This is a genomic window from Burkholderia sp. Bp9012, from assembly GCF_003853825.1.
GTDB classification, from domain to species: Bacteria; Pseudomonadota; Gammaproteobacteria; order Burkholderiales; family Burkholderiaceae; genus Burkholderia; species Burkholderia diffusa.
The window spans coordinates 95,602-119,869 of the sequence record NZ_QTQA01000015.1; the positions used below are offsets into that span (position 1 = coordinate 95,602).

The following is a 24,268-nucleotide window of genomic DNA, read 5'->3' on the forward strand; positions in this document are numbered from 1 at the left end:
GCCGTTTTCATTTCGGCGGGTGCTTGGGGCCGTCATCCGGACGCTATACAATCCCTCGCGCGCGACGCAGATGTGGCGCCGGCTGCGGCACGTCCGCCGGCCGGAGGCGATATCGCGCGCTTGAAAACGGGGGCGGTTCAGCGCAGCACGCGATGCGGCGCGATGCCGCGAGCGACCGCGCGACGAGGCCGGCACGGGGAAGTACGCCAGGATGCCGGTCGGTACGCGACGATAAAAAAACCGACAGCACGACCACAACAATGGCCAACGGGAAACCGACGGGGCGGATCCTCGTGATCCGGATTGATTTTCTGGGCGACATGCTGTGCACGACCGCTTTTCTCGGCGCGCTGAAACAGCGCTGGCCCGATGCGGAACTGCACGTGGTCGCGAACCGCTACAACGCGGCCGCGCTGGCCGGCAATCCGGACGTGCACACGGTCCATACCTACGTGTACAGCCGTCAGTGCGAGCGCAACGACCGCCCGGGACGGATGCGCGCGTTCTTCGACAGGCTGCGGCTCGTGCGCAGGCTGCGCCGCTTGCGGTTCGACCTCGTGGTCGTGCCGAACGGCGGCATGCATCGCAGCAGCATCCAGTTCGCGCGGCAGCTCGGTGTGAAGGATTGCCGCTGGCACGATGCCGATTCAGAATTCGACGATCGCAAGCCCGAACACGTCGCGTCGCGGCCGATGTGCCATGAGGCGCTGTCGGGATTCCGGCTCGTGCCCGAGCTCGGCCGCACCGAGCTCGAGGGTCTCGAGCTGTCCGTCCACCCGGACCGCGCGCTGCAGGAAACGTGGTCTCGGCTGCTCGGGCCGCGCACGAAGCCGCGCGTCGGGCTCTTCGTGTCGAACAAGGCGCCCGAGCGGCGCTGGCCGGCCGATCGATGGCGCGACCTCGGCCGGCGGCTCGCACCGCTCGCCGACGTGATCGTGTTCCGCGATCCCGCCGTGTCGGCCGCGGCCGACCACGACACGTGGCGGGATGTGAGCGCCCGGCATGTCGCGCCGTCGTCGGTCGCCGAACTGGTGGCCGCCGCGAGCCTGCTCGACGCGATCGTGTCGGCCGACAGCGCGCCCGTTCATCTCGCGTCGGCGCTCGGCGTGCCGGTCGCCGCGCTGTTCGAGGACCGTCCCGAGAAATACCGGCGCTGGCATCCGCTCGGCGTGCCGCATGTGATCCTGCGGGCCGGCGCGACGGTCGACGCGATCGGCGTCGACGCGCTCGAGCGCGCGGTGCTTCATCTGTTGATGCCGGCCGGACAGCCCGACGACGCGATGGAGGCAGCGGTGCCGCTCCCGGCCGCCACGTTCGCGGCACCCGGGGTCGACGCATTCGTTTCGTAGCCCCGGGAAGCCAGGCGGCGACGGCATTGCCGGCGCTGCCGTCGAACGGGCAAATGGGCACGAGGCGGCGCGATGGCCGCAGGCCCGCCGTGCGCGACGCGTCGTTGCCCGCCGCGATGCCGGACGGGTGCCCCAGCTACCGACCGCGGCGCGTTATCGGCGCCTGCGCCCGCCGCCACGCCACCGGCCGCAAAATCCTGTACATTGCGAGCCTTGTCCAGCCAGCTAGACGGAACGATCGCCGTGGCCCTGTTTTCTTCCGCCCGCCCGCCCAGAACCATCCTCGTCGCAGCCCCACGCCGTATCGGCGACGTGCTGCTGACGACGCCGCTCGTGCGTTCACTGAAGGCGCGCTGGCCCGACGCGCAGATCGACATGCTGGTGTTTCGTGGCACCGAGGGTGTGCTGGAGCACAACCCCGACGTGCGGCGCGTGATCGTCGTCGCGCAGCGTGCGGGGTTCCGGGAGCGTCTGCGCGACGCGCTGTCAATGTGGCGCCGCTACGATCTCGCGTGCGCGGCGCTGAGCTCCGACCGGCCGCGTTTCTACAGCTGGTTCGCCGGCCGCAAGCGCGTCGGCCTCGTCGATCCGAACCGCGTCACCTGGCTGACGCGAATGATGCTGAACGGTATCGCGATCAATCATCACGAATCCGCGCATACGGTCGTCAGTACGCTCGCGCTCGCACCGGTGATCGGCATCGAGCCGGTATCCGAAGTCGTCGCGCCGGGCATCGGCGACGATCCCGAGCGGCGCGCGCGATTCGACGCGTGGCTCGCGGAATCGCCGGCGATCCGCGAGGGCAAGCCGCTCGTGGTGCTGCATCCGTATCCGATGTTCCGCTACAAGCAATGGCGGCTCGAAGGCTGGGTCGAGATGATCGACTGGCTGCGCGCGCAGGGGTTCGCGATCGCGCTGTCGGGCGGTCCGGCCGATCGCGAGCGTGAGTACGCGGAGCAGGTCGCGGCCGAGGCGGGCGGTGACGTGCTGAATCTGGTCGGTCGGCTGACGTTCGGTGAAAGCGCGGAACTGGTGCGGCGTGCGCGGCTCTTCATCGGGCCCGATACGGGCGCGACGCACGTTGCGGCCGCGACGGGCACCGACACGATCGCGCTGTTCGGTCCGTCCGATCCGGTGCGCTGGGGGCCGTGGCCGCAGTACTGGCCCGCGACCGAAAACCCGTGGGCGCTGCGCGGTTCCGCACGGCACGGCAACGTTTGGCTGTTGCAGGGCGAGGGCGATTGCGTGCCGTGCCGGCACGAAGGCTGCGAGCGCCATGTCGACAGCCGTAGCGACTGCCTCGTCAATCTAGGCACGCAGCGCGTGAAGGCGGCGGCAGCCGAGATGCTCGGGCTGAATCCGCCGGGCGCCGCGGACGCGGTCATCGACACGTCGCGATTGCATCGCGCGCGTTCCGACTGACGCGTGAAGGCCTTGCGTTTCCTGATTTGAAAAGCGGGGGAGTGGCGACGCGTCGACGGCGCGCGGCCGTGCTTCAGGCAGCGGCGCGCGTGCGCCGCCATTGAAGCCCGAGAGGCCGAACCCGTGGCAGGTGGCAACGCGGATCGCGCGCCGCCCGCCGCATGATGCGTTACGCGCTGCGCCGGATCGCCGACGTCTCGCGGGGCGGTGCTTCGGTGCGCGCGCCGCAGCCGAGCAGGATCCCGGCGAGCAGCACCAACAGGTGGCCTTCGGCGAAATCGAGCAGCAGCGAATTCGCGAGGCTGCCGATCGCGAAGATCGCGAGCCACGCGAGCAGCAGCTGCCGCGAACCCGGATCGAGCGCGCGGCTGCCGCGCGCGATCTGCACGATCAGGTTCACGAACAGCAATACGCCGAGCGCGCCGAGCTGCACGGCCATCAGCAGGTATTCGTTATGCGGATTCGACGTGAGCTGCCCTTCGGCGGCCGTCTTGCCGGCCGTGAGCTTCTCGAACTCGAACTCGAGGCCACCCGCGCCGTAGCCGATCACGGGACGCATGCGATACAGCTCGAGCCCCTTCTTGTACCACTCGAGACGCAGCCCGGTCGATGTGACCGCATCGGTCTGCCGATACTGCTGCACTTCCGACACCACCTTCACAAGCCGGCCGTTGTGCACCGTGCATGCAGCGACGACGAGTGCGACGCCCACCAGGACCAGTGCACCGGCGGCGAGGCCCGCGCGCAGCGCCGACTGGCGGCGCATCAACAGCACGAAACGCACCGCGACGACGAGGATCAGCAGCAGCGCGATGACCTGCCCGGTGCGCCCCTGCAGCATCACGAACACGTTGATCAGCGACCATGCGGCGACGGCGGCATACGCGGCTCGCGACAGCGCGGTGCGGGCCGAAAGCGCGAGGTCGGCGGCCTGGTAGAACAGCAGCGCGCCGAACATGCCGGCCGCAATGTGGTTCTTGAACACCCAGGCACGCGAGAGCGGCAGTTCGGTCGCATGCGCGGGCCCGATCGCGGTCAGCCCGAGATAGTTGGTGGTCGACAGCAGCAGGATCACGCACAGCGTCCCGAACCATGCTCGCCGCACGATCGGCGCCCAGTTCGAGTGGCGGAAGGCGAGCACGGCAAACGGCAGCAGCAGCAGCTTGTCGTACTTGGCGACCCAGTTCCACGCCTTCGGGTGCGGCGCGACGGTATACGTGACGCTCGCGGTCAGCGCCGCGAGGATCAGGAGCGCCGCGAGCGACGCCGGTTCGGTGATGAACGTGCGCAGGTCGCGCCAGAATTCGGGGGAGATGACGAGCGCGGCCGCGAACAGCCCGCAGAACACGTTGGTCAGCGCGGTCGAGACGGGCACCATGCACAGCGCGATGACGGCGAAGGCGCGGGCGGCGGTCAGGCGCCGCGTGGCGGGAGCGGAAAACGAAAGCATCGGAACCTGTCGAATGGGCGAATGCGGCATGCGGGCACCGTGCTGCGCGCCGCGCGTCCCGGCGGCACCGCGCGGGACGAAGCGCGCAGTATACGCGAAGCGGCGGGCGTTTCTTTACCGTTTCCGGGGTCCGATCAGCTGAATGCGCGCTTGATCCGCGAGCGCAGCAGTGCGCGCTTCAGGCGTCCCTCGACGGCCGGCGTATCGAGCGCGAGTCGCGAGCCGGCCGGCTCGCCGCGATGCAGGTAATAGCGGTCGAACGTGGCCTGCGTCATGCCCCATTTGTTGAGGAACTGGCGGCGGCCATCGTTCTTGACGATCTTGCCCGTGCTCTTCTGCTGGAAGTGATAGACGAGGCTGTCGCCGACGCCGAGGAAGATCCGGCAGCCGGCGTCCCAGAATTTCATCGAGAAATCGTTGTCGCTGCTCATCCCCGGCGACAGCTCGCTGCTGTAGCCGCCGATGCGGTTCCACCAGTCGCGGTGCACGAGCGTCGGCGGCCAGGTCGAGCCGAGCCAGTCCGCACGCGCGAGCCGCGGCGTGGCCGCGACGAGGCCGGCCGCGTCGAACTGTTCGGCGTCGCGGCCGAAATTGCTGACGACAACGCACGGGTTGCGCGTGTCGACCGGCTCGACCATCGTGCCGGACAGCATGAACAGGTCGGTCGGCATCTGCTCGATGCGCCGCACGAGCGCCGCGTCCCAGCCGGGGCAGCAGTACATGTCGTCGTTCATGTAGACGACGTAGTCGCGCGTCGCGCGCGCGGCGGCCAGGTTCACCGCGTGGCAGATGCCGATGTTGGCCGGCGACGCGGTGTGCTCGATGCCTTCGCTGCGCACCCAGTCGAGCGTGCCGTCCGAGCCGTCGTTCACGTGCACGATGATCTGGTGGTCATACGCCGAATGGCGGCGCAGGCTGTCGACGACGAGCTTGAGGTACGGCAGGTTGTTCCAGGTCGGGATGATGATGGAGAACATGGCGGTCGGATTCGGTGGTCGTCGTGTCGGCAGCGCGTGGCGCGGCGCCGCACTGGGGGGCGCATGGCGCGCGGGCAGCCCGGCATTGTAACGCCGGGTCGGCCGCATGCCGGCGGCGTCAGGATTGGGGCAGGGCGGCGCGCGCTCAGCGGGTCGGCTCGTGGCCGAGCTTCAGGAACCGGTAGTACACCGTTTCCGCGTTGAACACGGCGATCATGAAGCCCGCGCGGCCGTCGAGAAACCCGCGCCGCAGCACGTAGGTCCGCACGAACGCCCATGCGCCGCGCGCGAGCGCCTTGCCGAAGCCGCCGCGCTGGCCGGCCGCGCGGCGCTGGCGCGCGCCGGCCGTCGAATACGCATCGAGCTTGCGCACGACGGTTTCGAAATCCTCGTACGAATAGTGCATCAGCTTGCCCGGCAGCCGCTGCGCGGGCGTGTCGAACACGAGCCGTTCGTGCACCAGGTCGTCGGAGAAGCGGGCGGTGCCGCGCCGGAACAGGCGCGGCACCCAGTCCGGATACCAGCCGCTGTGGCGGATCCATTGGCCGCAGAAGCTCGACAGCCGGTCGAGCGCATAGACCTGCGCGGCCGGTGCGCGAATGGCCGCGCGGATCGACTGCGCGAGTTCCGGGCTGACCACCTCGTCGGTGTCGAGCGACAGGATCCAGTCGGTCTCGAGGGCGTCGAGCGCGCGGTTCTTCTGCGGGCCGAAACCTGGCCAGTCGCGCTCGACGATCACGCGGGCGCCGTGCGCGCGGGCGATCGCCACGGTATCGTCGGTGCTGCCGCCGTCGATCACGACGACGTCGTCGGCGAAGGTCAGCGCGTCGAGGCACTGCGCGAGCCGCGCGGCCGCGTTGAGGGCGATGAGGGCGACGCCGAGGGTGGGTTCTGCCATGAAGTCGTCGAAAAGGCGGAGAAAAACGGTGAGCGGCAGTATACCCGCGCGCCGGCCGGCGGCCGCTTCGGCGGCGGCCATGCCGGCGAGGGCGGTGCAGCTATAATGTTGGGCCTTTTTCGGCACCCGCCGGACGGGGTGAATTCCGGGCAGTCACGCCCCGGGCGCCGCGTCGCGGCTCAAGAAGGATTGCCTTGGAAACCCAGAACACTCTTCGCAAACCGATGGACGGCACCGGTACGTCGCCGGTCACGGTCCTCAAGCGCCTGTGGCCGTACATCCGGCCGCTCATCGGCATCGTGGTGCTCGCCGTGATGACGATGGGCGTCGTCGCGGCCACGGAAGCCGGGATCCCGGCACTGCTCAAGCCGCTGCTCGATCACGGCTTCGGCTCGCACGGCAGCGACCGCGCGAAATGGTACGTGCCGATCGCGGTGATCGGCCTCGCGCTCGTGCGCGGCGTGTCGCAGTATGCGTCCAACTACCTGCTCAACTACGTGTCGAACCGCATCCTGCTGCAACTGCGGCTCGAGATGTTCCAGCGGATGATCCACACGGGCGCATCGTTCTTCCAGCGCGAGACCGCGAGCACCGTGATCAACGCGATCGTGTTCGAGGTCAACCAGATCCTGTCGGTGCTGACCGGCGTGATGGTCACGCTCGTGCGCGACTCGCTGACCGTGGTGTTCCTGCTCGGCTACCTGTTCTACCTGAACTGGCGGCTCACGCTGATCGTCGCGGTGATCCTGCCGGGCATCGGCTGGCTCGTCAGCAAGATCAACCGTCGCCTGCGCCGCCTGAACCGCGAGCACCAGACGCTGACCAACGAGCTGTCCTACATCGTCGAGGAGACGGTCGGCGGCTACAAGGTCGTGAAGGTGCACAACGGCGAAGCGTACGAGATGGATCGCTTCACGACGATGAGCAAGCGCCTGCGCGGCTACGCGATGCGCATGACGATCTCGGGCGGGCTCGCGCAGCCGCTGACGCAGTTCCTCGCGTCGATCGCGCTCGCGGTCGTGATCACGATCGCGGTCGTGCAGTCGACCAACGACCAGACGACGGTCGGCGGCTTCGTCGCGTTCGTCACGTCGATGCTGCTGGTGATTTCGCCGCTCAAGCACCTGATCGACGTCAACCAGCCGCTGCAGCGCGGGATGACGGCCGCCGAGCTGATCTTCGGGCTGATCGACGAGCCGGCCGAGCCGCAGGGCGGCGACCGTGCGCTGCCGAACGCTCGTGGCGAGATCGAATTCCGCGACGTGTCGTTCGACTACGGCGCCTCCGAGCGGCCGACGCTCGACCGCATTTCGTTCAAGGTCGCGCCGGGCGAGATGATCGCGCTCGCGGGGCCGTCGGGCAGCGGCAAGACGACCCTCGTCAACCTTTTGCCTCGCTTCTTCGATCCGACGGGCGGCGCGATCCTGGTCGACGGCGTGGCGGTGTCCGACTACGACATCCACGCGCTGCGCAGCCAGATGGCGATGGTCAGCCAGGACGTCGTGCTGTTCAACGACACGATCGCCGCGAACGTTGCGTACGGCCAGACGCCCGACCGCGCACGCGTGCAGGCGGCGCTCGAGGCCGCGAACCTCGCCGACGCGGTCGCCGCGATGCCGGACGGGCTCGACACGCTGGTCGGCGGCAACGGGATGCGTTTGTCGGGTGGCCAACGGCAGCGGCTCGCGATCGCGCGCGCGATCTACAAGGACGCGCCGATCCTGATCCTCGACGAGGCGACCTCGGCGCTCGATTCGGAATCCGAGCGCCACGTGCAGGCCGCGCTCGAGCGGCTGATGGAAGGGCGCACGACGCTCGTGATCGCGCACCGGCTGTCCACGATCGAGCGTGCGGACCGGATCCTCGTGCTCGAAGCCGGCAAGATCGTCGAAACGGGCAGCCACGACGAGCTGCTGCGCCATGGCGGGCTGTACGCGCACCTTCACCGGATCCAGTACCAGCAGCAGGCGGCGTGACGTCGGATGGCACCCGTGTGCTAGTCTTGATCCGGCAGGTCCGGTTTCGTTGTTTCCGGTTCGACGTGACAACACGGAGGGAAGGGCGATGAAGAAGACGCACGGGATGATGCTGGCCGCGCTGGTCGCGGCGGGTTTCGCAGCGCCGGTCGCGATGGCGCAGGATCACGGCAACTACGACAACCGCGGAGACCACGGCGGCCCGGGTATGCGGCACGGCCACGGCCCGAGGCACATGCCGCCGGGGCAGGCGATGCATCGCGAAGACGACGTGCCGCCGCGCTGGGCCGACCAGCCGCGCCGTGAGTGGCACAGGGGCGATCGTCTCCCGGACGAATTCCGCGATCGCCAGTACGTGGTCGACGACTGGCGCGGCTACCGCCTGAGCCCGCCGCCGCGCGGCTATCACTGGGTGGGCGTCGGCGGCGACTACCTGCTCGTGCAGATCGGCTCGGGCATCGTGCTGCGGGTCGGTCCGTAACACCTGTCGCCGATCATCGATTCATCAGGATGCCGGAGCGTGCGCTCCGGCAGCCGCGTCACTTGTCCTTATCCTTGTCCGCCGCCCGGCGGAACCCGCGCCGCTCGATGTGCGACATCGCCCAGCACACGGCCAGCGCGCAGACGGTGCCGAGCGCCACTTCCCCGAGCCGCATCAGCGGAATGTCCCATAGCGGGCCGTTGCCCGGAAACAGCAGCACGATCGTCGTGGTCACGCCGCCGAGCCGAGCCGCGCTGCCGACATTCAGGCACCAGCAGCTGATGATCGTGACCGCGACCGCGATCGCATAGGCGACGAGGCGGTCGCCACCGAGCGCGGCACCCGCGAAGCCGACCAGGCCACCGATCATCGCGCCGATGAACTGGTCGCGCGACAGCGACATCGTGTCCGAATAGTTGTGCTGCGTGACGGCGATCGCGGTGACCGCCGCCCACACGGCCTGCTCGGTGTGCAGCGCGCGACCGATCGTGTACGCGAGGCACGCGCCGCAGACCGCTTGCAACGCCATCAGCGCGCCTTGCGTGAGCCGCTCGCCGAAAGTCAGCCCCTTGAACAGATCGAAGATCGACTGCTGGATCTGTTGGCGGGCTTCGTTGAGTGTCCTGATCGTATCCATCGTGTCGGGCCGGGAAGCGGGTGCGGGCGCGTCAGTGCGCCTGTTCCGACGGCGCGGCGGCCGGCTCTCCGGCGGCCGCATCGCCGTTGTCGACGCGCGTTTCCGGCATCGCGAGCCAGACCAGCAGCACGGCGAGCGCGCCGGCGGCGGCGAGCCCGAAGAAGCTGACCGCATTGCCGAAGTGATCGGCGACAAAGCCGGCCACGGCCGTGCTGAGCGTCGCGCCGATTCCGGCCGCAAGCCCGAACAGCCCGATGCACAGGTTGTAGCGGCCCTTGCCGCCTGCGACATCGGCCGCGATCAGCGGCAGCATCACACCGAACACGGCCGCGCTGATGCCATCGAGCATCTGCACCGGCACCAGCAGGTAGGGGCTGCTCACGCCGGCGAACAGCAGCGCGCGCACCGGCAGCGCCGAGAAGCCGAGCAGCAGGATCGGCCGGCGTCCCCAGCGTTGCGCGGAGCGGCCGACCCACGGAGACAGCATCGCGACGATCGCCTGCGGCACGATGATGCACGCGGCGATCACGAGCTGCACGTTCTCGCCCATGCCGGCCGTCACCTCGCCGGCCGCGAGGTTGAGCATCGCCGCGTTCGACAGGTGGAACAGCACGACGCATGCCGCGAAGGTCAGCATCCGGCGATCGCGCAGCAGCTCGGAAAGCGTCTCGCGTGCCTCGCCTTCGTCGTGGTCGTCGGGTTTCGGCGCATGCGGAATTACTTCGTGTGTCGGCTGGATCATCGCGAGCGCGAACAGCGCGGGCAATGCCAGCACGGCGGTCAGCCAGAACACAGCGCGCGCGGAGAAATACTCGCCGGTGAGCCCCATCAGGCCCGCGGCGATCGCGCTGCCGATCGATGCCCAGCGCGCGTTGCGGCCGAGCCGGTCGCCGAGGTCGGCGCGGCCGACCAACGAGAACGAGATCGCGGCCATCGCGGGCACGAGCATGCAGCTCGCGAAGCCGTGGAACACTTCGGCCGCGATCACCGGCACGATCGTCGGGCTCGACGCGAGCAGCACCGCGGACAGGATGATGGCCGCGATCGCCCATGCGGCCGCGCCTTTCTTGTTCTTCAGCGCGTCGACGGCGGCGCCGCCCGGCACCTGGCTGACCATCGCGCTGATCGTGCCGATCGACAGCACCATGCCGATCTCGCCCTGCGTCCACTTGTGCGACGCGAGGTAGGACGCGATGAACGGACCGAACCCGGTTTGAACGTTTGCAACGAAAAAGTTGAGCCAGTCGAGGGCCCGGAGACTGCGAACGCTGACGGAATGCTTGATCGTCATCGGGTGGCACTCGCAGGCGAAGCCGGCGCGGCGGCAGTAACCGGCGGCGAGACCACGACGATCGGCTTGTCGGCCGCGTAGGGCGGCGACGCCTTGATCTGCGCGTCGTTCAGGTCGAGTTGCGGACGCAGCGCCTTGTCGCGCATGACGAAGCGCAACGCGCCCCAGCTCGCGGCGATCGAGCGGCGGTCGGTATTGACGAGCCCGCCGAGGTCGAGCACGACGGCCTGCGGTTGCGCGCCGCGGTCGATCAGCACGTCGACGACCCGGCCGATCTTCGTGCCGTTCGGGCGTTCGACGTCGCTGTCGAGCAGCGGCAGACGCGTCGCGGGCGACGCCGCGGCCGAGCCCGACAGCGGCACGGCCTTCGGTCGGGCGGCCGGCGGCAGGTCGCCCGACGGCACGTCGAGCACGATCGGTTCCTGTTTGCCGCCCGGCGTGAAGCGGAACACGTTCCACGGGAAGACGACCTTGCGGTCGCCGACACCCATGAACCCCTGCAGGTTGACGATCATCTCGCGCGGTTTGCCGCTTGCGTCGGTCACCATGTCGACCGCGCGGCCGATCACCTTGCCGTTGCGGCGCGCGACCTCGCTGTCGAGCAGCGCATGGATCTGGGTGCGATCGAGCGGGCGTGTCGCGACGAGCGGTGGCGGGGGCGGCGGAGGCGGCGTCGGCGATTCGGGGCGCTGCACCGGCTTCGGCCTCGTCACTTCACGGTGCGGCTTCTTCGGCGCTTCCGGTTCCTCCGGCTGGACGAGCGGCGGCACGGGCGGCATCGTCAGCGGTTCGCCGGCTGTTTCCCCGACGGGCTCGACGAGCGCCTCGCTGATCGGCGCGGGCGGATTCTGGGTCGGCAGCAGCCCGCAGCCGGACAGCAGCGCGGCGGCCGCGAGAACGAGGAAGACCGTCGAGGACGGTAACGACATGCGGGATGCGGGAAACGGGAGTCCGCCGCTCATTGACACTCACTCCATGGGTCGGGGGCGGGCCCGGAGGCTCGCGGCTGGCGATGGATGGCGGGTGCGGGCGGCGCACCACGCGAGGTGAGAGTTTAACGTGTCTTGCTTTCAGGACCGATTTCGATGGCCGATTGGAGGCGGACCGTCGGGAAAAGGAAGGGATCGGTGGCGGGCCGAGGGATGCCGAATGATGGTCGAGGATGCAGCCGCGGCGCCTGATCAGGGGTAATCACGGTCGACACGGCGTGAATCGTGCGAGCCGTGCCGGTTGCGCGGGTGTCGGGAGGCGGGTAACGGAGGCGGGTAACGGAGGCGGAAGAGACGGCGGGACATCCAGGCGCCGGTCTGGCCCGCCGTCATGGCGGGCCGGCGCGGGCGCTGCCCGATGCAGGCAGAAACCGGAAAGTCAGGCGTCCGGATACCACGCATCGGTGAATTCGCTGACCTTGACGTCGGTCAGCTCGGGCCGTGCGGCCAGCCATGCACGGACGTTTTCGCGGTCGGCATCGGTCGTCGTGCCGCGCGGTGCGCCGGAGATCACGTATGCGCCGATCCCTTCGTCGGCGGACGCGACGGTCAGCAGCCCGTTCGCTTCGACGAAATCGATGAACGAATCGATCAGCTGGCCGCGTTCGAGGTCGGACAATTCTTTGCTGTATTGCGCGGTCGCGTTGAACGCGAGCTCCTGGAATTCGGCGATGTGGAGTTTCTTGCGCTGGCGGCGGTTGTGGCGTTGGCTCATGGTGTGTGGTACGTGAACGGTTGCAGGGAGAATGGTCGGGCAGTGTAGCGCATGGCTGACCGGCGGTCTCGGTTTCGAGCTGAGCGCACGAAGCAGATCAGCTCGCGTTCGCCGATTTCATCCATTTCCTGAAGTTTCGCCGCGATTAGCGGCTCTGAAACGACACGACCGTCGAACAGATCATTTCCGACGTTCTGAACCAGCATCCGCAGGCGGCTACAACCAGCTTGTGATGGACGACGCGACCGGGCAGAACCGCGTGCAGCTGGTGAGCAGCAGCGCGAACAGCCTGCTGCATCTCGGTTACATCATCGACCAGAGCGGCAATTCGCGCGGCGCGTGTCTCGGCAGCGGCTTCGACCTGCGCTCCGATGCGTTCGGCGCGGTGCGGGCGAGCCAGGGCCTGCAGGTAACGACGCATCCGAAGTCGGCCAATAGCCAGCCGTTCGTCATGACTAGAGGAAGATTGATGGCGCGTAAACTGCCAAAGTGAATACGTATATGCCCGGAGAAATTGCATGCAGATGAATGACGCCGACGTGCGGGAATTGCGCGATCGATGGAAATCAGGGAAGTACAAGGATTTGCTCGACGCAATCAAGAACGCGTTGCCGGACGACGCATGGGTGCCTTTGTGCGATACCGTGCCTCATTTTGCGGACGGCTCGCCGGCGCTCGACCTGCGCGGCGCGGCGCTACTGGACGGCAAGCTGAAAAACCTGGAACTGGGTGGCAGCCATCTAGGCTTTGCGGAGTTCGATGCCACGCAATTCGACGAGGTCGGGTTTCAGTACGCCATTCTCGATGGCGCATCCTTCAGGGGATGCGAATTCCATCTCGCACAGATGCTTCCCGTCTACGGCGATGGCACCGATTTTCGTCATGCACGATTCCGGAAATCGTTCATTGAATCTGCCAGGTTCACCAATGCCGATTTTTCCGGTGCGACACTGAGCGACGGAAGCCTGAATTCGTCGCAGATGACGACGTGCAATTTTTCTGGTCTGCTGACCGAAAGAAACGACTGGCGATGGAATACGATGACTCGCTGCGATTTTGTGGCAGCACGTTTCGTCGAGTGCAGACTGACAGCGACCCGATTCGACGGCGCCAGGCTGATCGATGCAGCGTTCGAGAATTGCGATCTGAGCGGGGTGGACTTTCGTGGTGCCGATTTGACGAGCGTGCGCTTTCTCGGTGGCACATTCGGCGACGTGCAGCAGGGCGAGACGACATACCGTACGCGGTTCGACGATACGCCGGAAGCGCGCCGAGCGGTTGCCGCAGGCGGTACGGAGAATCGGCACGCAATCGAATGGTGTCCTGTCACACCCGATTCGAGCGAACCGATTCGGCCAACCGCTTCACGGAGACTGAAGGGCAGGCCCGGTGACGTCGTACCGCAGAGCGGCTGGTGGGTGAGCCCGGCCCTCGGCAGCGAGCAGGGCCGGCGCTACTTCAACGCGGGAGAGCGATTTCCGGACATCCAGTCAACGAACTGGGGGCTTGTGATCTGGAGTTATCACGCCGACGATCAAGGCTGACATGCGCGCCAGCCGCAACCGATATTCGATATTCGCGCGCCCGACAACCGTCACATCAGCACGATATCGTACTGCTCCTGGCTCAGGTTCGACTCGACCTGCAGCGATACCGGCTTGCCGATGAAGTCGATCAGCATCGCGAGATGCTGCGACTCCTCGTCGAGGAACAAATCGATCACCTGCTGCGCGGCGATCACGCGGAATTCGCGCGGGTTGAACTGGCGCGACTCGCGCAGGATCTCGCGCAGGATGTCGTAGCACACGGTGCGCGACGTCTTCACCTGGCCCTTGCCCTGGCAGGTCGGGCACGGCTCGCACAGCACGTGCGCGAGCGATTCGCGCGTGCGCTTGCGCGTCATCTCGACGAGCCCGAGCTGCGAGAAGCTGTTGACCGTCACGCGCGTGCGATCGCGCGACAGCGCCTTCTTCAGCTCGGACAGCACCGCGTCGCGATGCTCGGCGTTCTCCATGTCGATGAAGTCGATGATGATGATCCCGCCGAGGTTGCGCAGACGCAGCTGCCGCGCGATCGTATGCGCGGCCTCGAGGTTGGTCTTGAAGATCGTGTCGTCGAAGTTGCGCGCACCGACGTAGCCGCCGGTGTTCACGTCGATCGTCGTCATCGCCTCGGTCTGATCGATCATCAGGTAGCCGCCCGACTTGAGGTCGACGCGGCGCGACAGTGCGCGCTGGATCTCCGTCTCGATGTTGTACAGGTCGAACAGCGGCCGCTCGCCGGTGTAGTGATGCAGCTTCGGGCTCACCGCCGGCGTGAACTCGCCCGCGAATTCCGCGAGGCGCTGGTAGGTCTCGCGCGAATCGACCTGGATGCGCGTCGTGTCGTCGTTCGCGAAATCGCGCAACACGCGCTGCGCGAGATCGAGATCCTGGTACAGCAGGCTCGTCGCCGGCAGCCGCTGCGCTTGCGCGACGATCGTCGCCCAGGTCTTGCGCAGATACGTGACGTCGCCCGCCAGTTCGTCGGAAGTCGCATCCTCGGCGATCGTGCGCACGATGTAGCCGCCTTTCTCGTCCGGCGGGATCACGGCGGTCAGCCGTGCGCGCACGGCCTCGCGCTCGGCCTCGCTCTCGATCTTCTGCGAGATGCCGATGTGCGGCTCCTGCGGCAGGTACACGAGCGTGCGGCCCGCGATGCTGACCTGCGTCGACAGTCGCGCGCCCTTCGTGCCGATCGGATCCTTGATCACCTGGACCATCAGCGTCTGGCCCTCGAAGACGGTCTTCTCGATCGGCTGGTGCGGCGCGCCCGACTGCGGCTCGCCCGCGAGGCGCGGATGCCAGATGTCGGCGACGTGCAGGAACGCCGCGCGCTCGAGGCCGATGTCGATGAACGCCGACTGCATGCCGGGCAGCACGCGCACGACCTTGCCGAGGTAGATGTTGCCGACCCGCCCGCGCGACAGCGTGCGCTCGACGTGAAGCTCCTGCACCGCGCCTTGCTGCACGAGTGCGACCCGCGTTTCCTGCGGCGTGAGGTTGATCAGGATTTCTTCGTTCATGGTGGGATTCAGAAGTCGACGCGCGCGGCGCGCAGCAGTGCCGCAGTCTCAAAGAGGGGCAGACCCATGATACCCGAATGGGAGCCCTCGATTCGCTCGATGAATTCGGCCGCACGCCCCTGGATCGCGTAGGCGCCGGCCTTGCCGAACGGTTCACGGCTGTCGACGTAACGTTCGAACGCGTCGCGCGGCGTGGCCGCGAAGCGCACCGACGAGCGCGACAGCGCGGGCGGCAGCAGTTCGCCGTCGGCGCCGATCACCGCGACCGCGGTGAGCACCTCGTGTTCGCGGCCCGCCAGGCGGGTCAGCATCGCGAGCGCGTCGGCGGCATCGGCCGGCTTGCCGAGGATCGCGCCGTCGATCGTCACGGTGGTGTCCGCAACCAGCACCGGCGCGGCCGGCTTGCCGCTCGCGACGAGGCGCGCACGTGCGGCCTCGGCCTTCGCGACGGTCACGCGCCGGACGTACGCATCGGCGGCTTCGCCGGGCAATTCGGCTTCGAGCGCCTCGGCGTCCTCGTCGGGGCGCGGCAGCAGCAATTCGAAGCGCACGCCGATCTGCAGCAGCAGCTCCTGGCGGCGCGGGCTTTGCGAAGCGAGGTAGAGAATCGGGAAAAGGGCGGGGGGCGTGCTGGACGGCATGGTGTCGTTATCTCGTTGTGCGCGCGCATCGCGCGTCCAGAAGACGACGCGTCATGCGCGGTGATAGGGGTGATTCTGCGTGATGCTCCACGCCCGGTAAAGCTGTTCGGCAAGCAGCACGCGCACCATACCGTGCGGCAGCGTCATGCTCGAAATGCGCAGTAGCAGGTCGGCGCGCGCCTTGAGTTCCGGATCGAGCCCGTCGGCGCCGCCGATCACGAATGCGACGTCACGGCCGTCCTGCTGCCAGCCGGGCAGCGCCTGCGCGAGCTGCATGGTGGTCCAGTCGCGGCCGCGCTCGTCGAGCGCGACGATGCGCGCGCCCTTCGGCAGCGCGGCCTCGATCTTCTGCCGCTCGGCCGCCATCACGCTTTCCGCGCTGCGGCCGCCCGAACGCAGTTCGGGCTTGATCTCGCGCAGCTCGATGCGCAGCTCGGGCGGCATGCGCTTCGTGTATTCGTCGAAGCCGGACGCGATCCAGCCGGGCATCTTGTGGCCGACCGCGAGGATGAATAGCTTCATCGGGACGACTCGCTGCGGCTCAGCGGCGGCGGGCCGCCGTCTTGCGTGCCGGGCGTGCGGGCGCTTCTTCCTCGTCGTCCTCGCCTTCGCTGGCCGTCGCGAAACCGTCCTTGCCGCCGCCGAGCTTCATCCGCACGGGCTTGTCGCCCCAGATTTCCTCGAGGTTGTAGTACTGGCGCAGCGCCGGTTGCAGGATGTGCACGACGGCGTCGCCGCAGTCGACCAGCACCCATTCGCCCGTGTCTTCGCCCTCGGAGCTGACGATGTCGCCGCCGGCTTCCTTGACCTTGTCGCGCACGCTCGACGCGAGCGCCTTGGTCTGGCGGTTCGACGTGCCCGACGCGACGATCACGCGGTCGAACAGTTCGGTCAGGTGGCTGGTGTTGAACACCTTGATGTCTTGCGCCTTGATGTCTTCGAGAGCGTCGACGATCACGCGCTGCAGTTTGCGGATATCCATGGAATCAGGAATGGTAGAGACGATGTTGAAGAATATAGGCCCAGACGGCGGCCGGTACATGCTCGGCCGACGCGTCGGGCATCTGCGCATGACGCGCGATGCATTCGCGCAGGTGCGCACGGATGTCGGTTGCGGCGATATCGAACGCCAGTGTCGTGTCGATCAGCAGGTGGCCGGCCGGTGTCGCTTTCAGCACATCGGCGCCGGCCTGCCGCCGCGCGATTTCCCGTGCGACGGCCGGTGGCGCCGTGCCGAGGTCGAAGCCCGGGCGCGTCGACGCGCACACGTGCGCGTAGTCGAACAGCTTGCGCCAGTCGCGCCACGTGTCGAGCCGCACCAGCTGGTCGGCGCCGATCAGCAGCGACAGCGAGGCGTCGGGGCCGATCCGATCGCGCCAGCGCGCGAGCGTCTCGACCGTATAGGTCGGCCCCGCGTGCTCGATCTCGTCGGTCGCGACGGTGATCGTCACGCCGGGCAGGGACAGCGAGCCGGCAGCGGCGCGCGTCATCGCGAGCCGATGCTCGGCGGCCGACACGTCGCGCTTTTGGTAAGGCTGCCCGGCGGGCAGCAGCACGAGGTCGGTCAGGCCGAGCACGTCGGCGAACCGGCGCGCGAGCGCGAGGTGGCCGTCGTGGATCGGATCGAACGTGCCGCCCAGCAGGCCGATGCGACGTAACGGCGGGCGCGGCTGCGGGGCGGGGCGGGCGGTGGTGTCCAGAAAAACGTGTCCTGTTCTTGGGGAGGCGGGGCGCGGTGGGCTCAGACCCAGTCGCGCGGCACGAGGAACTCGCTCAGGCGCGCTTCGGGCGAGCCCGGCTCGGGCTGCCAGTTGTAGCGCCAGTTCGCGACCGGCGGCATCGACATCAGGATCGATTCGGTCCGGCCACCGCTTTGCAGGCCGAACAGCGTGCCGCGGTCGAACACGAGGTTGAATTCCACGTAGCGGCCGCGCCGGTAAGCCTGGAAGTCGCGTTCACGCTCGCCGTACGGCAGCGCGACCCGGCGTTCGACGATCGGCAGGTACGCGTTCAGGAACGCGTCGCCGACGCGCTGCATCATCTCGAACGAGCGTTCGAATCCGGGTTCGGAGAAGTCGTCGAAGAAGATCCCGCCGATGCCGCGCGTCTCGTTGCGGTGCTTCAGGAAGAAATACTCGTCGCACCACGTCTTGAAACGCGGATAGAGCTCGGCACCGAACGGGTCGAGCGCGTCCTTGCAGGTCTGGTGGAAATGCCGCGCGTCGTCCTCGAACGGATAAACCGGTGTCAGATCCATCCCGCCGCCGAACCAGAAGATCGGCGCCTCGCCGGGCTTCGTCGCGATCAGCATCCGCACGTTCATGTGCACCGTCGGGCAGTACGGGTTGCGCGGGTGCAGCACGAGCGACACGCCGAGCGCCTCGAAGCCGCGGCCGGCCAGCTGCGGGCGCGCGGCGCTCGCCGACGGCGGCAGCGCGTCGCCCGAGACGTCGGAAAAACCGATCCCCGCGCGCTCGAACACGCGGCCGCCTTCGAGAATCCGCGTGCAGCCGCCGCCGCGCAGGCGCTCTTCCGGCCCGCGCTGCCACGCATCGGTCGCGAGCGGCGTGCCGTCGAGCGCGCCGAGCGCGTCGGCGATGCGTGTCTGCAGGCCCTGGAGGTACGTGCGCACGCGCGCCACGTCGTAGGTCGAATCGGTCATGTCTGAACTGGGTGCCTCCGCGCGAAGCGGGGGCCGTAAAAAAGGCATCTGCCGGGCATTCTATCGAACCCCGGCAGAGGAGGCCGCCGCTTGTGACGGCAGGCGGCGGTCAGGGCGTCACGCGCTCTTGCGGTTCAGCGCGCGGAAGCCGATGTCGCGGCGGTACTGCATGCCTTCGAAATTGATCTGATTGATCGTGTCGTACGCATGCTGCTGGGCTTCGCGCACCGAATCGGCGAGACCGACCACGCACAGCACGCGGCCGCCCGACGTGACGAGCTTGTCGCCTTCGGCGAGCGTCGTGCCCGCATGGAACGTCACGGCCTGTTCGGTCTCGGCCGGGATCCCGTTGATGCGGTCGCCCTTGCGCGGCGCGTCCGGATAACCGTGCGCGGCCAGCACGACGCCGAGCGCAGTGCGGCGGTCCCAGTCGAGCTCGACCGTGTCGAGCGTGCCCGCGATCGCCTGTTCGACGACCTTCGAGAAATCGCTCTTCAGGCGCGCCATGATCGGCTGCGTCTCGGGGTCGCCCATCCGGCAGTTGAACTCGAGCGTGCGCGGATTACCTTCCTTGTCGATCATCAGGCCCGCATACAGGAAGCCCGTGAAGCGGATGCCGTCCTTCTCCATCCCGCGCACCGTCGGCATGATGATTTCGCGCATCACGCGTGCGTGCATCTGAGGCGTGACGATCGGCGCGGGCGAGTAGGCGCCCATGCCGCCCGTGTTCGGGCCGCGGTCCTCGTCGAGCAGGCGCTTGTGGTCCTGGCTCGAGGCCAGCGCCAGCGCGTGCTTGCCGTCGACCATCACGATGAAGCTCGCTTCCTCGCCGTCGAGGAATTCCTCGATCACGACGCGCGCGCCGGCGTCGCCGAGCTTGTTGCCCGACAGCATCATGTCGACGGCTTCGTGTGCTTCTTCCAGCGTCATCGCGACGACGACGCCCTTGCCGGCCGCGAGGCCGTCGGCCTTCACGACGATCGGCGCACCCTTCGCGTCGATGTACGCGTGTGCGGCAGCCACGTCGGAGAACGTTTCGTACTCGGCGGTGGGGATGCCGTGGCGCTTCATGAACGCCTTCGCGAAATCCTTCGAGCTTTCGAGCTGCGCGGCTTCGCGGGTCGGGCCGAACACCTTCAGGCCGCGCGCGCGGAACAGGTTGACGATGCCGGCCGCGAGCGGCGCTTCCGGCCCGACGAGCGTGAACGCGACGCCTTCGCGTTCCGCGAAATCGGCGAGTTCGTCGAGCGCCGTGATGTCGACGTTCTTCAGACGCTCGTCCTGCGCCGTGCCGCCATTGCCGGGCGCGACGTAGACCATCTGGACACGCGGCGACTGCGCGAGCTTCCACGCCAGCGCATGTTCGCGGCCGCCGGAACCGACGACGAGTAGTTTCATGGGATTCCCCGCAGACTAGAAAACAGGGCGGCCGGCACGCTCAGGCGCGCCGGCCGCGAAATCGGTCGGGCCGCCGCCGCGACAATGCGCACGGCGGCCGGCATCTCATTCCTCGACGATGACGGCGTTCGTATACACCTCCTGCACGTCGTCGAGGTTTTCGAGCGCGTCCAGGAGCTTCTGCATCTTCGCCGCATCGTCGCCGGTGAATTCGACTTCGTTCTGCGGCTTCATCGTCACTTCGGCGAGTTCGGCCTTGAAGCCCGCGGCTTCGAGCGCGTCCTTCACCGCCGAGAAGGCCTGCCAGTCGCACAGCACTTCGATCGAGCCGTCGTCGTTCGTGCTGACGTCGTCCGCGCCGGCTTCGAGCGCCGCTTCCATCAGCGCGTCTTCCGACGTGCCGGGCGCGAACAGGAACTGGCCGACGTGATCGAACATGAACGCGACCGAACCGTCGGTGCCCATGTTGCCGCCGAACTTCGAGAATGCGTGACGGACTTCCGCGACCGTGCGGGTGCGGTTGTCGGTCAGCGTGTCGACGATGATCGCCGCGCCGCTGATGCCGTAGCCTTCGTAACGGATTTCTTCGTAGTTCGCGCCGTCCGCGCCGCCGACGCCGCGGTCGATCGCGCGCTTGACGTTGTCTTTCGGCATGTTCGCGTCGGCTGCCTTGTCGACCGCGAGACGCAGACGCGGGTTCGAGCTGGCGTCGCCGCCGCCGAGGCGGGCCGCGACCTGGATTTCCTTGATCAGGCGGGTCCAGATCTTGCCGCGCTTCGCGTCGGCCGCTGCCTTCTTATGCTTGATGTTGGCCCATTTCGAATGACCAGCCATACCTTTCTCCGTGCCCGGGCGCGCTGCGCGGGCGATTGTGCCAATGTGTCGTTGAATCGGCGGCCGTCTGGGCGGGCATGATGCCGCGGGGCCGCGCGTGTCGAGTGGAACGTGATTTTATCACGCGGCGACCGTCGCTTCGGGGCCGCCGTGCATGGCCGAACGGCCGGGAGGGCCGCTCGGAGCGCCGTGCCGCGCGCCCCGGCGCCGCCGTGCGTCAGTTCTTGGTGCCGAACAGGCGGTCGCCCGCGTCGCCCAGGCCCGGCACGATGTACGCGTGCTCGTTCAGGTGCGAGTCGAGCGATGCGACGAACAGCTTCACGTCCGGGTGCGCGTCCTGGAACACCTGCACGCCCTCGGGCGCGGCGACCAGTGCGACGAACATGATGTTCGCGGCCGGCACGTTGCGGCGCTTGAGCACGTCGACCGCGTGCACGGCCGAATAGCCGGTCGCGACCATCGGGTCGCACAGGATGAAGATGCGATCCTCGAGATCGGGCAGGCGCACCAGGTATTCGACCGGGCGGTGATCCTCGGCGCGGTAGACGCCGATGTGGCCGACGCGCGCGGACGGCACCAGGTCGAGCAGGCCGTCCGACATCCCGATGCCGGCGCGCAGCACGGGCACGATCGCGAGCTTCTTGCCCGCGATCACCGGCGCGTCGACCGCCACGAGCGGGGTTTCGACCCGCTTGGTCGTGATCGGGAGGTTACGGGTGATCTCGTAGCCCATCAGCAGCGTGATCTCGCGCAGCAGTTCGCGGAACGTGCGCGTCGACGTGTCCTTGTCGCGCATGTGGGTCAGCTTGTGCTGGATCAGCGGGTGATCAGTGATGAAGAGATTCGGGAAACGGCTGTCCTGTTTCATGACGGGGTGCCTTGGCGGCAAAAGGGGATCGGGGGCGGCGATGGCGCGAGGCCGGCCGCCGCTTATGGTCGCAATTTTACCAAGGCGCGCCACCTGATCCGGATATTATCGACGTCTCACGACAATCCGCGCGCCGTGTTCGCACGTTTCCGATCGCTCGCCCGTCCGGCGATGCGGGCGGCTGCGCCGGCGCGCGTCGCCATAAGGGAATCGACGATGGATCTCGGCATCGCAGGAAAGACCGCGCTCGTGTGCGCGGCGAGCAAGGGGCTCGGGCGCGGCTGCGCGGAAGCGCTGGCCGCCGAGGGCGTGAATCTCGTGATCGTCGCGCGCACGCGCGACACGCTGGAGGAAACCGCGGAGGAGATCCGCGCCGGGTCGAACGTGTCGGTCACCGCCGTCGCCTGCGACATCACGACGCCCGACGGCCGCGCGGCCGCGCTCGCCGCCTGCCCGCAGCCGGACATTCTCGTGACGAATGCCGGCGGGCCGCCGCCCGGCGACTTCCGTGATTTCTCGCACGACGACTGGATCCGCGCGCTGGAGTCGAACATGCTGACGCCGATCGAACTGATCCGCGCGACCGTGGACGGGATGATCGGGCGCGGTTTCGGCCGGATCGTCAACATCACGAGTTCGGCCGTGAAGGCGCCGATCGACGTGCTCGCGCTGTCGAACGGCGCGCGCTCGGGACTGACCGGCTTCGTCGCGGGGCTGTCGCGCAAGGTCGCGGGGCAGGGCGTGACGATAAACAATCTGCTGCCCGGGCTGTTCGACACCGACCGGATCGCGACGACGCTCGCCGCGTCGGCGAAGGCGCAGGGCGTGACGGTCGACGAGATGCGCGCGCGTCGCGCGAAGGAAATCCCGGCCGGGCGCCTCGGCACGCGTGCCGAATTCGGCGCGGCGTGCGCGTTCCTCTGCAGCGTCCACGCCGGCTACATCACCGGGCAGAACTGGCTGCTCGACGGCGGCGCGTATCCGGGTACGTTCTGACGCGCGCACCGCCATTCACGCATATGACAACAATCGACCCACGAAGGAAACGGAGATGAGCAAACCCCGCATCGCATTGATCGCACACGACGCGAAGAAGGACGAGATCGTCGCGCTCGCGGGCCAGTACCGCGAGACGCTCGCGCAATGCAGGCTGGTCGGAACGGGCACGACGGGCGGCCGCATCGCCGCCGCGCACGGGCTCGAGGTCGAGCGCAAGCTGTCGGGGCCGCTCGGCGGCGACCTGCAGATCGGTGCGGAACTGGCCGAAGGCCGCGTCGACATCGTCGTGTTCCTGCGTGACCCGATGACCGCGCAGCCGCACGATCCGGACATCACCGCGCTGGTGCGCGCGTGCGACGTGCACGACGTGCCGGTCGCGACGAACGTGGCGACCGCGCGGATGCTGCTCGACGACCTGGCGCGGAACATGCAAGACGTCTGCTAGTCGCCCGCCAGCCTGATTGCCCTTGCTGGTGGCAGGGCCATGCACGCCCGGCGGTGACGCGCGAGAATCGGGCGTCGCGACGCGCACCGCCACCGGTCCTGTACCGATCGGCACCGGCTGGCGTCGGCGACCCGAATTTCCCCTGACCGATTCAGAAACGAGGAGCGAAACGATGCCGAAAGCAATCCGATACGACCAGCCGGGCGGCCCGGACGTGATGAAGTGGGTCGATGTCGAGGTCGGCGAACCGAAGGCGGGCGAAGTCCGCATCCGGCAGCATGCGGTCGGGCTCAACTACATCGACGTGTATTTCCGCACCGGCCTTTACCCGCAGCCGCTGCCCGGTGGCCTCGGGATGGAGGCGGCGGGCGAGGTGACGGCCGTCGGCGACGGCGTGACCGCGCTCAAGGCGGGCGACCGCGTCGCCTACGTCGGGCAGCCGCCGGGCGCGTACGCGCAGGAGCGCGTGATGCCGGCCGAGCGGCTCGTGAAGCTGCCCGACGGGATCAGCTACGACGACGCGGCATCGGTGATGCTGCAGGGACTGACCGCGCACTACCTGCTGCGCCGCACGTACCCGGTGAAGGCCGGTGACACGATCCTGATCCACGCCGCGGCCGGCGGTGTCGGCCTGCTCGTGTGCCAGTGGGCGAAGGCGCTCGGCGCGACCGTGATCGGGACGGTCGGCTCCGACGAGAAGGCCGCGCTCGCAAAGGCGCACGGCTGCGATCATCCGATCGTCTATACGCGCGAGAACTTCACGCAGCGCGTGAAGGAGATCACGAACGGCGCGGGCGTGCCGGTCGTCTACGACTCGATCGGCAAGGACACCTACATCGGCTCGCTCGACTGCCTCGCGCCGCTCGGTCTGTTCGTCAGCTTCGGCAATGCGTCGGGCCCGCTGCCGCCGATCGACTCGAAGGAGTTTTCGTCGCGCGGCTCGCTGTTCTTCACGCGGCCGACGCTGTTCTCGTACATCGCGAAGCGTGCGGATCTCGAATCCGCGGCCGCCGAGCTGTTCGACGTGATCCTGTCGGGCAAGGTGAAGACGAGCATCAACCAGCGCTATCCGCTCGCGGAAGTCGGCCGCGCGCATGAAGATCTCGAAGCGCGCAAGACGACCGGCTCGACGATCCTCGTTCCCTGACGCATCCCTTCGTGCCGACACCACG

Annotated in this window: 24 protein-coding genes and 1 pseudogene; 9 read left to right on the forward strand and 16 right to left on the reverse strand. The window is 68.0% G+C overall.

The features are described from left to right. Positions 1 to 260 precede the first annotated feature (260 nt). Both DIE11_RS21060 and DIE11_RS21065 read left to right on the forward strand, forming a co-directional pair. Positions 261 to 1,349, forward strand: coding sequence for a glycosyltransferase family 9 protein (locus DIE11_RS21060; protein ID WP_124626809.1), 1,089 nt, complete (start codon positions 261 to 263; stop codon positions 1,347 to 1,349). Between the two features lie 243 nt (positions 1,350 to 1,592). After that, a complete protein-coding gene (locus DIE11_RS21065; protein ID WP_124626811.1) occupies positions 1,593 to 2,771 on the forward strand; it encodes a glycosyltransferase family 9 protein in 1,179 nt (392 codons plus the stop codon). 169 nt (positions 2,772 to 2,940) lie between these two features. Here the strand turns inward: DIE11_RS21065 and DIE11_RS21070 are convergent, their stop codons facing one another. The 3 genes from DIE11_RS21070 to DIE11_RS21080 all read right to left on the reverse strand — a co-directional run bounded on the left by DIE11_RS21070 (position 2,941) and on the right by DIE11_RS21080 (position 6,096). Next, positions 2,941 to 4,221, reverse strand: coding sequence for an O-antigen ligase (locus tag DIE11_RS21070; RefSeq protein WP_124626813.1), 1,281 nt, complete (start codon positions 4,219 to 4,221; stop codon positions 2,941 to 2,943). Between the two features lie 134 nt (positions 4,222 to 4,355). After that, on the reverse strand, positions 4,356 to 5,198 hold the full coding sequence (locus DIE11_RS21075; protein ID WP_059527283.1) for a glycosyltransferase family 2 protein: 843 nt from the start codon (positions 5,196 to 5,198) through the stop codon (positions 4,356 to 4,358). 145 nt (positions 5,199 to 5,343) lie between these two features. Further along, the gene (locus tag DIE11_RS21080) at positions 5,344 to 6,096 is read right to left on the reverse strand and encodes a glycosyltransferase family 2 protein (protein ID WP_124626815.1); all 753 of its coding nucleotides are present in this window, start codon (positions 6,094 to 6,096) and stop codon (positions 5,344 to 5,346) included. Between the two features lie 224 nt (positions 6,097 to 6,320). Between DIE11_RS21080 and msbA the strand changes: the two genes are divergently transcribed. Together msbA and DIE11_RS21090 are read left to right on the forward strand one after the other, a co-directional pair. Continuing rightward, the gene (msbA, locus tag DIE11_RS21085) at positions 6,321 to 8,072 is read left to right on the forward strand and encodes a lipid A export permease/ATP-binding protein MsbA (RefSeq protein ID WP_239007344.1); all 1,752 of its coding nucleotides are present in this window, start codon (positions 6,321 to 6,323) and stop codon (positions 8,070 to 8,072) included. A gap of 88 nt (positions 8,073 to 8,160) precedes the next feature. Next, on the forward strand, positions 8,161 to 8,553 hold the full coding sequence (locus DIE11_RS21090; RefSeq protein ID WP_124626819.1) for an RcnB family protein: 393 nt from the start codon (positions 8,161 to 8,163) through the stop codon (positions 8,551 to 8,553). 58 nt (positions 8,554 to 8,611) lie between these two features. Here the strand turns inward: DIE11_RS21090 and DIE11_RS21095 are convergent, their stop codons facing one another. From DIE11_RS21095 to DIE11_RS21110, 4 genes are all read right to left on the reverse strand, one after another. Further along, the gene (locus DIE11_RS21095; protein ID WP_124626821.1) at positions 8,612 to 9,190 is read right to left on the reverse strand and encodes an aromatic acid exporter family protein; all 579 of its coding nucleotides are present in this window, start codon (positions 9,188 to 9,190) and stop codon (positions 8,612 to 8,614) included. Positions 9,191 to 9,221: 31 nt separating this feature from the next. Further along, complete coding sequence (locus DIE11_RS21100) at positions 9,222 to 10,481, reverse strand: MFS transporter (protein WP_124626823.1); 1,260 nt, start codon at positions 10,479 to 10,481, stop codon at positions 9,222 to 9,224. Further along, positions 10,478 to 11,443 carry a PRC-barrel domain-containing protein gene (locus tag DIE11_RS21105; protein WP_124626825.1) on the reverse strand — a complete coding sequence of 322 codons (966 nt, stop codon included), beginning with the start codon at positions 11,441 to 11,443 and terminating at the stop codon, positions 10,478 to 10,480. The genes DIE11_RS21100 and DIE11_RS21105 overlap by 4 nt, the downstream gene beginning before the upstream one ends. A 406-nt stretch (positions 11,444 to 11,849) precedes the next feature. Continuing rightward, positions 11,850 to 12,185 (reverse strand): YggL family protein, encoded by a 336-nt coding sequence (locus DIE11_RS21110; protein WP_059600391.1) that lies wholly within the window; start codon positions 12,183 to 12,185, stop codon positions 11,850 to 11,852. Positions 12,186 to 12,390: 205 nt separating this feature from the next. On the opposite strand from DIE11_RS21110, the pseudogene DIE11_RS21115 reads away from it, so the two are divergent. Then, positions 12,391 to 12,630: pseudogene (locus DIE11_RS21115) on the forward strand (type VI secretion system Vgr family protein); the annotation flags it as partial. Positions 12,631 to 12,703: 73 nt separating this feature from the next. Then, the gene (locus tag DIE11_RS21120; RefSeq protein WP_124626827.1) at positions 12,704 to 13,729 is read left to right on the forward strand and encodes a pentapeptide repeat-containing protein; all 1,026 of its coding nucleotides are present in this window, start codon (positions 12,704 to 12,706) and stop codon (positions 13,727 to 13,729) included. Between the two features lie 50 nt (positions 13,730 to 13,779). Here DIE11_RS21120 and rng read toward each other — a convergent pair whose 3' ends face one another. The 9 genes from rng to upp form a co-directional block, all read right to left on the reverse strand. Next, complete coding sequence (gene rng, locus DIE11_RS21125; RefSeq protein WP_059600392.1) at positions 13,780 to 15,249, reverse strand: ribonuclease G; 1,470 nt, start codon at positions 15,247 to 15,249, stop codon at positions 13,780 to 13,782. An 8-nt stretch (positions 15,250 to 15,257) separates the two neighbouring features. Beyond that, the gene (locus tag DIE11_RS21130) at positions 15,258 to 15,890 is read right to left on the reverse strand and encodes a nucleoside triphosphate pyrophosphatase (protein ID WP_124626829.1); all 633 of its coding nucleotides are present in this window, start codon (positions 15,888 to 15,890) and stop codon (positions 15,258 to 15,260) included. A gap of 51 nt (positions 15,891 to 15,941) precedes the next feature. Then, a complete protein-coding gene (gene rlmH / locus DIE11_RS21135) occupies positions 15,942 to 16,412 on the reverse strand; it encodes a 23S rRNA (pseudouridine(1915)-N(3))-methyltransferase RlmH (RefSeq protein WP_044844705.1) in 471 nt (156 codons plus the stop codon). Positions 16,413 to 16,431: 19 nt separating this feature from the next. Beyond that, on the reverse strand, positions 16,432 to 16,872 hold the full coding sequence (gene rsfS / locus DIE11_RS21140) for a ribosome silencing factor (RefSeq protein ID WP_006752218.1): 441 nt from the start codon (positions 16,870 to 16,872) through the stop codon (positions 16,432 to 16,434). A 4-nt stretch (positions 16,873 to 16,876) separates the two neighbouring features. Beyond that, the gene (locus tag DIE11_RS21145; protein ID WP_124626831.1) at positions 16,877 to 17,635 is read right to left on the reverse strand and encodes a nicotinate-nucleotide adenylyltransferase; all 759 of its coding nucleotides are present in this window, start codon (positions 17,633 to 17,635) and stop codon (positions 16,877 to 16,879) included. Then, the gene (gene hemF, locus DIE11_RS21150; protein WP_124626833.1) at positions 17,632 to 18,552 is read right to left on the reverse strand and encodes an oxygen-dependent coproporphyrinogen oxidase; all 921 of its coding nucleotides are present in this window, start codon (positions 18,550 to 18,552) and stop codon (positions 17,632 to 17,634) included. Before hemF ends, DIE11_RS21145 begins: the two co-directional genes overlap by 4 nt. A gap of 117 nt (positions 18,553 to 18,669) precedes the next feature. Further along, positions 18,670 to 19,950: a phosphoribosylamine--glycine ligase gene (gene purD, locus DIE11_RS21155; protein WP_059600396.1), complete on the reverse strand. Its 1,281-nt coding sequence runs from the start codon at positions 19,948 to 19,950 to the stop codon at positions 18,670 to 18,672. 105 nt (positions 19,951 to 20,055) lie between these two features. Next, positions 20,056 to 20,784 carry a YebC/PmpR family DNA-binding transcriptional regulator gene (locus DIE11_RS21160; protein WP_044844700.1) on the reverse strand — a complete coding sequence of 243 codons (729 nt, stop codon included), beginning with the start codon at positions 20,782 to 20,784 and terminating at the stop codon, positions 20,056 to 20,058. A gap of 217 nt (positions 20,785 to 21,001) precedes the next feature. Continuing rightward, positions 21,002 to 21,652, reverse strand: coding sequence for a uracil phosphoribosyltransferase (upp, locus tag DIE11_RS21165; RefSeq protein ID WP_006478229.1), 651 nt, complete (start codon positions 21,650 to 21,652; stop codon positions 21,002 to 21,004). 216 nt (positions 21,653 to 21,868) lie between these two features. Here upp and DIE11_RS21170 point away from each other — a divergent pair, with 216 nt between their 5' ends. The 3 genes from DIE11_RS21170 to DIE11_RS21180 all read left to right on the forward strand — a co-directional run bounded on the left by DIE11_RS21170 (position 21,869) and on the right by DIE11_RS21180 (position 24,243). Beyond that, entirely contained in the window at positions 21,869 to 22,648 is a 780-nt protein-coding gene (locus tag DIE11_RS21170) for an SDR family oxidoreductase (RefSeq protein WP_059600397.1), read from the forward strand. A 55-nt stretch (positions 22,649 to 22,703) separates the two neighbouring features. Then, entirely contained in the window at positions 22,704 to 23,096 is a 393-nt protein-coding gene (locus DIE11_RS21175) for a methylglyoxal synthase (protein ID WP_059533273.1), read from the forward strand. A 172-nt stretch (positions 23,097 to 23,268) separates the two neighbouring features. Then, positions 23,269 to 24,243, forward strand: coding sequence for a quinone oxidoreductase (locus tag DIE11_RS21180; RefSeq protein WP_124626835.1), 975 nt, complete (start codon positions 23,269 to 23,271; stop codon positions 24,241 to 24,243). Positions 24,244 to 24,268: the final 25 nt, after the last annotated feature.

Excerpts from the sequence above, each read along its gene's own strand:
- DIE11_RS21060 (WP_124626809.1), top strand. The coding sequence starts at position 261 with ATGGCCAACGGGAAACCGACGGGGCGGATCCTCGTGATCCGGATTGAT.
- DIE11_RS21070 (WP_124626813.1), bottom strand. The coding sequence starts at position 4,221 with ATGCTTTCGTTTTCCGCTCCCGCCACGCGGCGCCTGACCGCCGCCCGC.
- DIE11_RS21075 (WP_059527283.1), bottom strand. The coding sequence starts at position 5,198 with ATGTTCTCCATCATCATCCCGACCTGGAACAACCTGCCGTACCTCAAG.
- DIE11_RS21080 (WP_124626815.1), bottom strand. The coding sequence starts at position 6,096 with ATGGCAGAACCCACCCTCGGCGTCGCCCTCATCGCCCTCAACGCGGCC.
- msbA (WP_239007344.1), top strand. The coding sequence starts at position 6,321 with ATGGACGGCACCGGTACGTCGCCGGTCACGGTCCTCAAGCGCCTGTGG.
- DIE11_RS21090 (WP_124626819.1), top strand. The coding sequence starts at position 8,161 with ATGAAGAAGACGCACGGGATGATGCTGGCCGCGCTGGTCGCGGCGGGT.
- DIE11_RS21095 (WP_124626821.1), bottom strand. The coding sequence starts at position 9,190 with ATGGATACGATCAGGACACTCAACGAAGCCCGCCAACAGATCCAGCAG.
- DIE11_RS21100 (WP_124626823.1), bottom strand. The coding sequence starts at position 10,481 with ATGACGATCAAGCATTCCGTCAGCGTTCGCAGTCTCCGGGCCCTCGAC.
- DIE11_RS21105 (WP_124626825.1), bottom strand. The coding sequence starts at position 11,443 with ATGAGCGGCGGACTCCCGTTTCCCGCATCCCGCATGTCGTTACCGTCC.
- DIE11_RS21110 (WP_059600391.1), bottom strand. The coding sequence starts at position 12,185 with ATGAGCCAACGCCACAACCGCCGCCAGCGCAAGAAACTCCACATCGCC.
- DIE11_RS21120 (WP_124626827.1), top strand. The coding sequence starts at position 12,704 with ATGCAGATGAATGACGCCGACGTGCGGGAATTGCGCGATCGATGGAAA.
- rng (WP_059600392.1), bottom strand. The coding sequence starts at position 15,249 with ATGAACGAAGAAATCCTGATCAACCTCACGCCGCAGGAAACGCGGGTC.
- DIE11_RS21130 (WP_124626829.1), bottom strand. The coding sequence starts at position 15,890 with ATGCCGTCCAGCACGCCCCCCGCCCTTTTCCCGATTCTCTACCTCGCT.
- rlmH (WP_044844705.1), bottom strand. The coding sequence starts at position 16,412 with ATGAAGCTATTCATCCTCGCGGTCGGCCACAAGATGCCCGGCTGGATC.
- rsfS (WP_006752218.1), bottom strand. The coding sequence starts at position 16,872 with ATGGATATCCGCAAACTGCAGCGCGTGATCGTCGACGCTCTCGAAGAC.
- hemF (WP_124626833.1), bottom strand. The coding sequence starts at position 18,552 with ATGACCGATTCGACCTACGACGTGGCGCGCGTGCGCACGTACCTCCAG.
- purD (WP_059600396.1), bottom strand. The coding sequence starts at position 19,950 with ATGAAACTACTCGTCGTCGGTTCCGGCGGCCGCGAACATGCGCTGGCG.
- DIE11_RS21160 (WP_044844700.1), bottom strand. The coding sequence starts at position 20,784 with ATGGCTGGTCATTCGAAATGGGCCAACATCAAGCATAAGAAGGCAGCG.
- upp (WP_006478229.1), bottom strand. The coding sequence starts at position 21,652 with ATGAAACAGGACAGCCGTTTCCCGAATCTCTTCATCACTGATCACCCG.
- DIE11_RS21170 (WP_059600397.1), top strand. The coding sequence starts at position 21,869 with ATGGATCTCGGCATCGCAGGAAAGACCGCGCTCGTGTGCGCGGCGAGC.
- DIE11_RS21175 (WP_059533273.1), top strand. The coding sequence starts at position 22,704 with ATGAGCAAACCCCGCATCGCATTGATCGCACACGACGCGAAGAAGGAC.
- DIE11_RS21180 (WP_124626835.1), top strand. The coding sequence starts at position 23,269 with ATGCCGAAAGCAATCCGATACGACCAGCCGGGCGGCCCGGACGTGATG.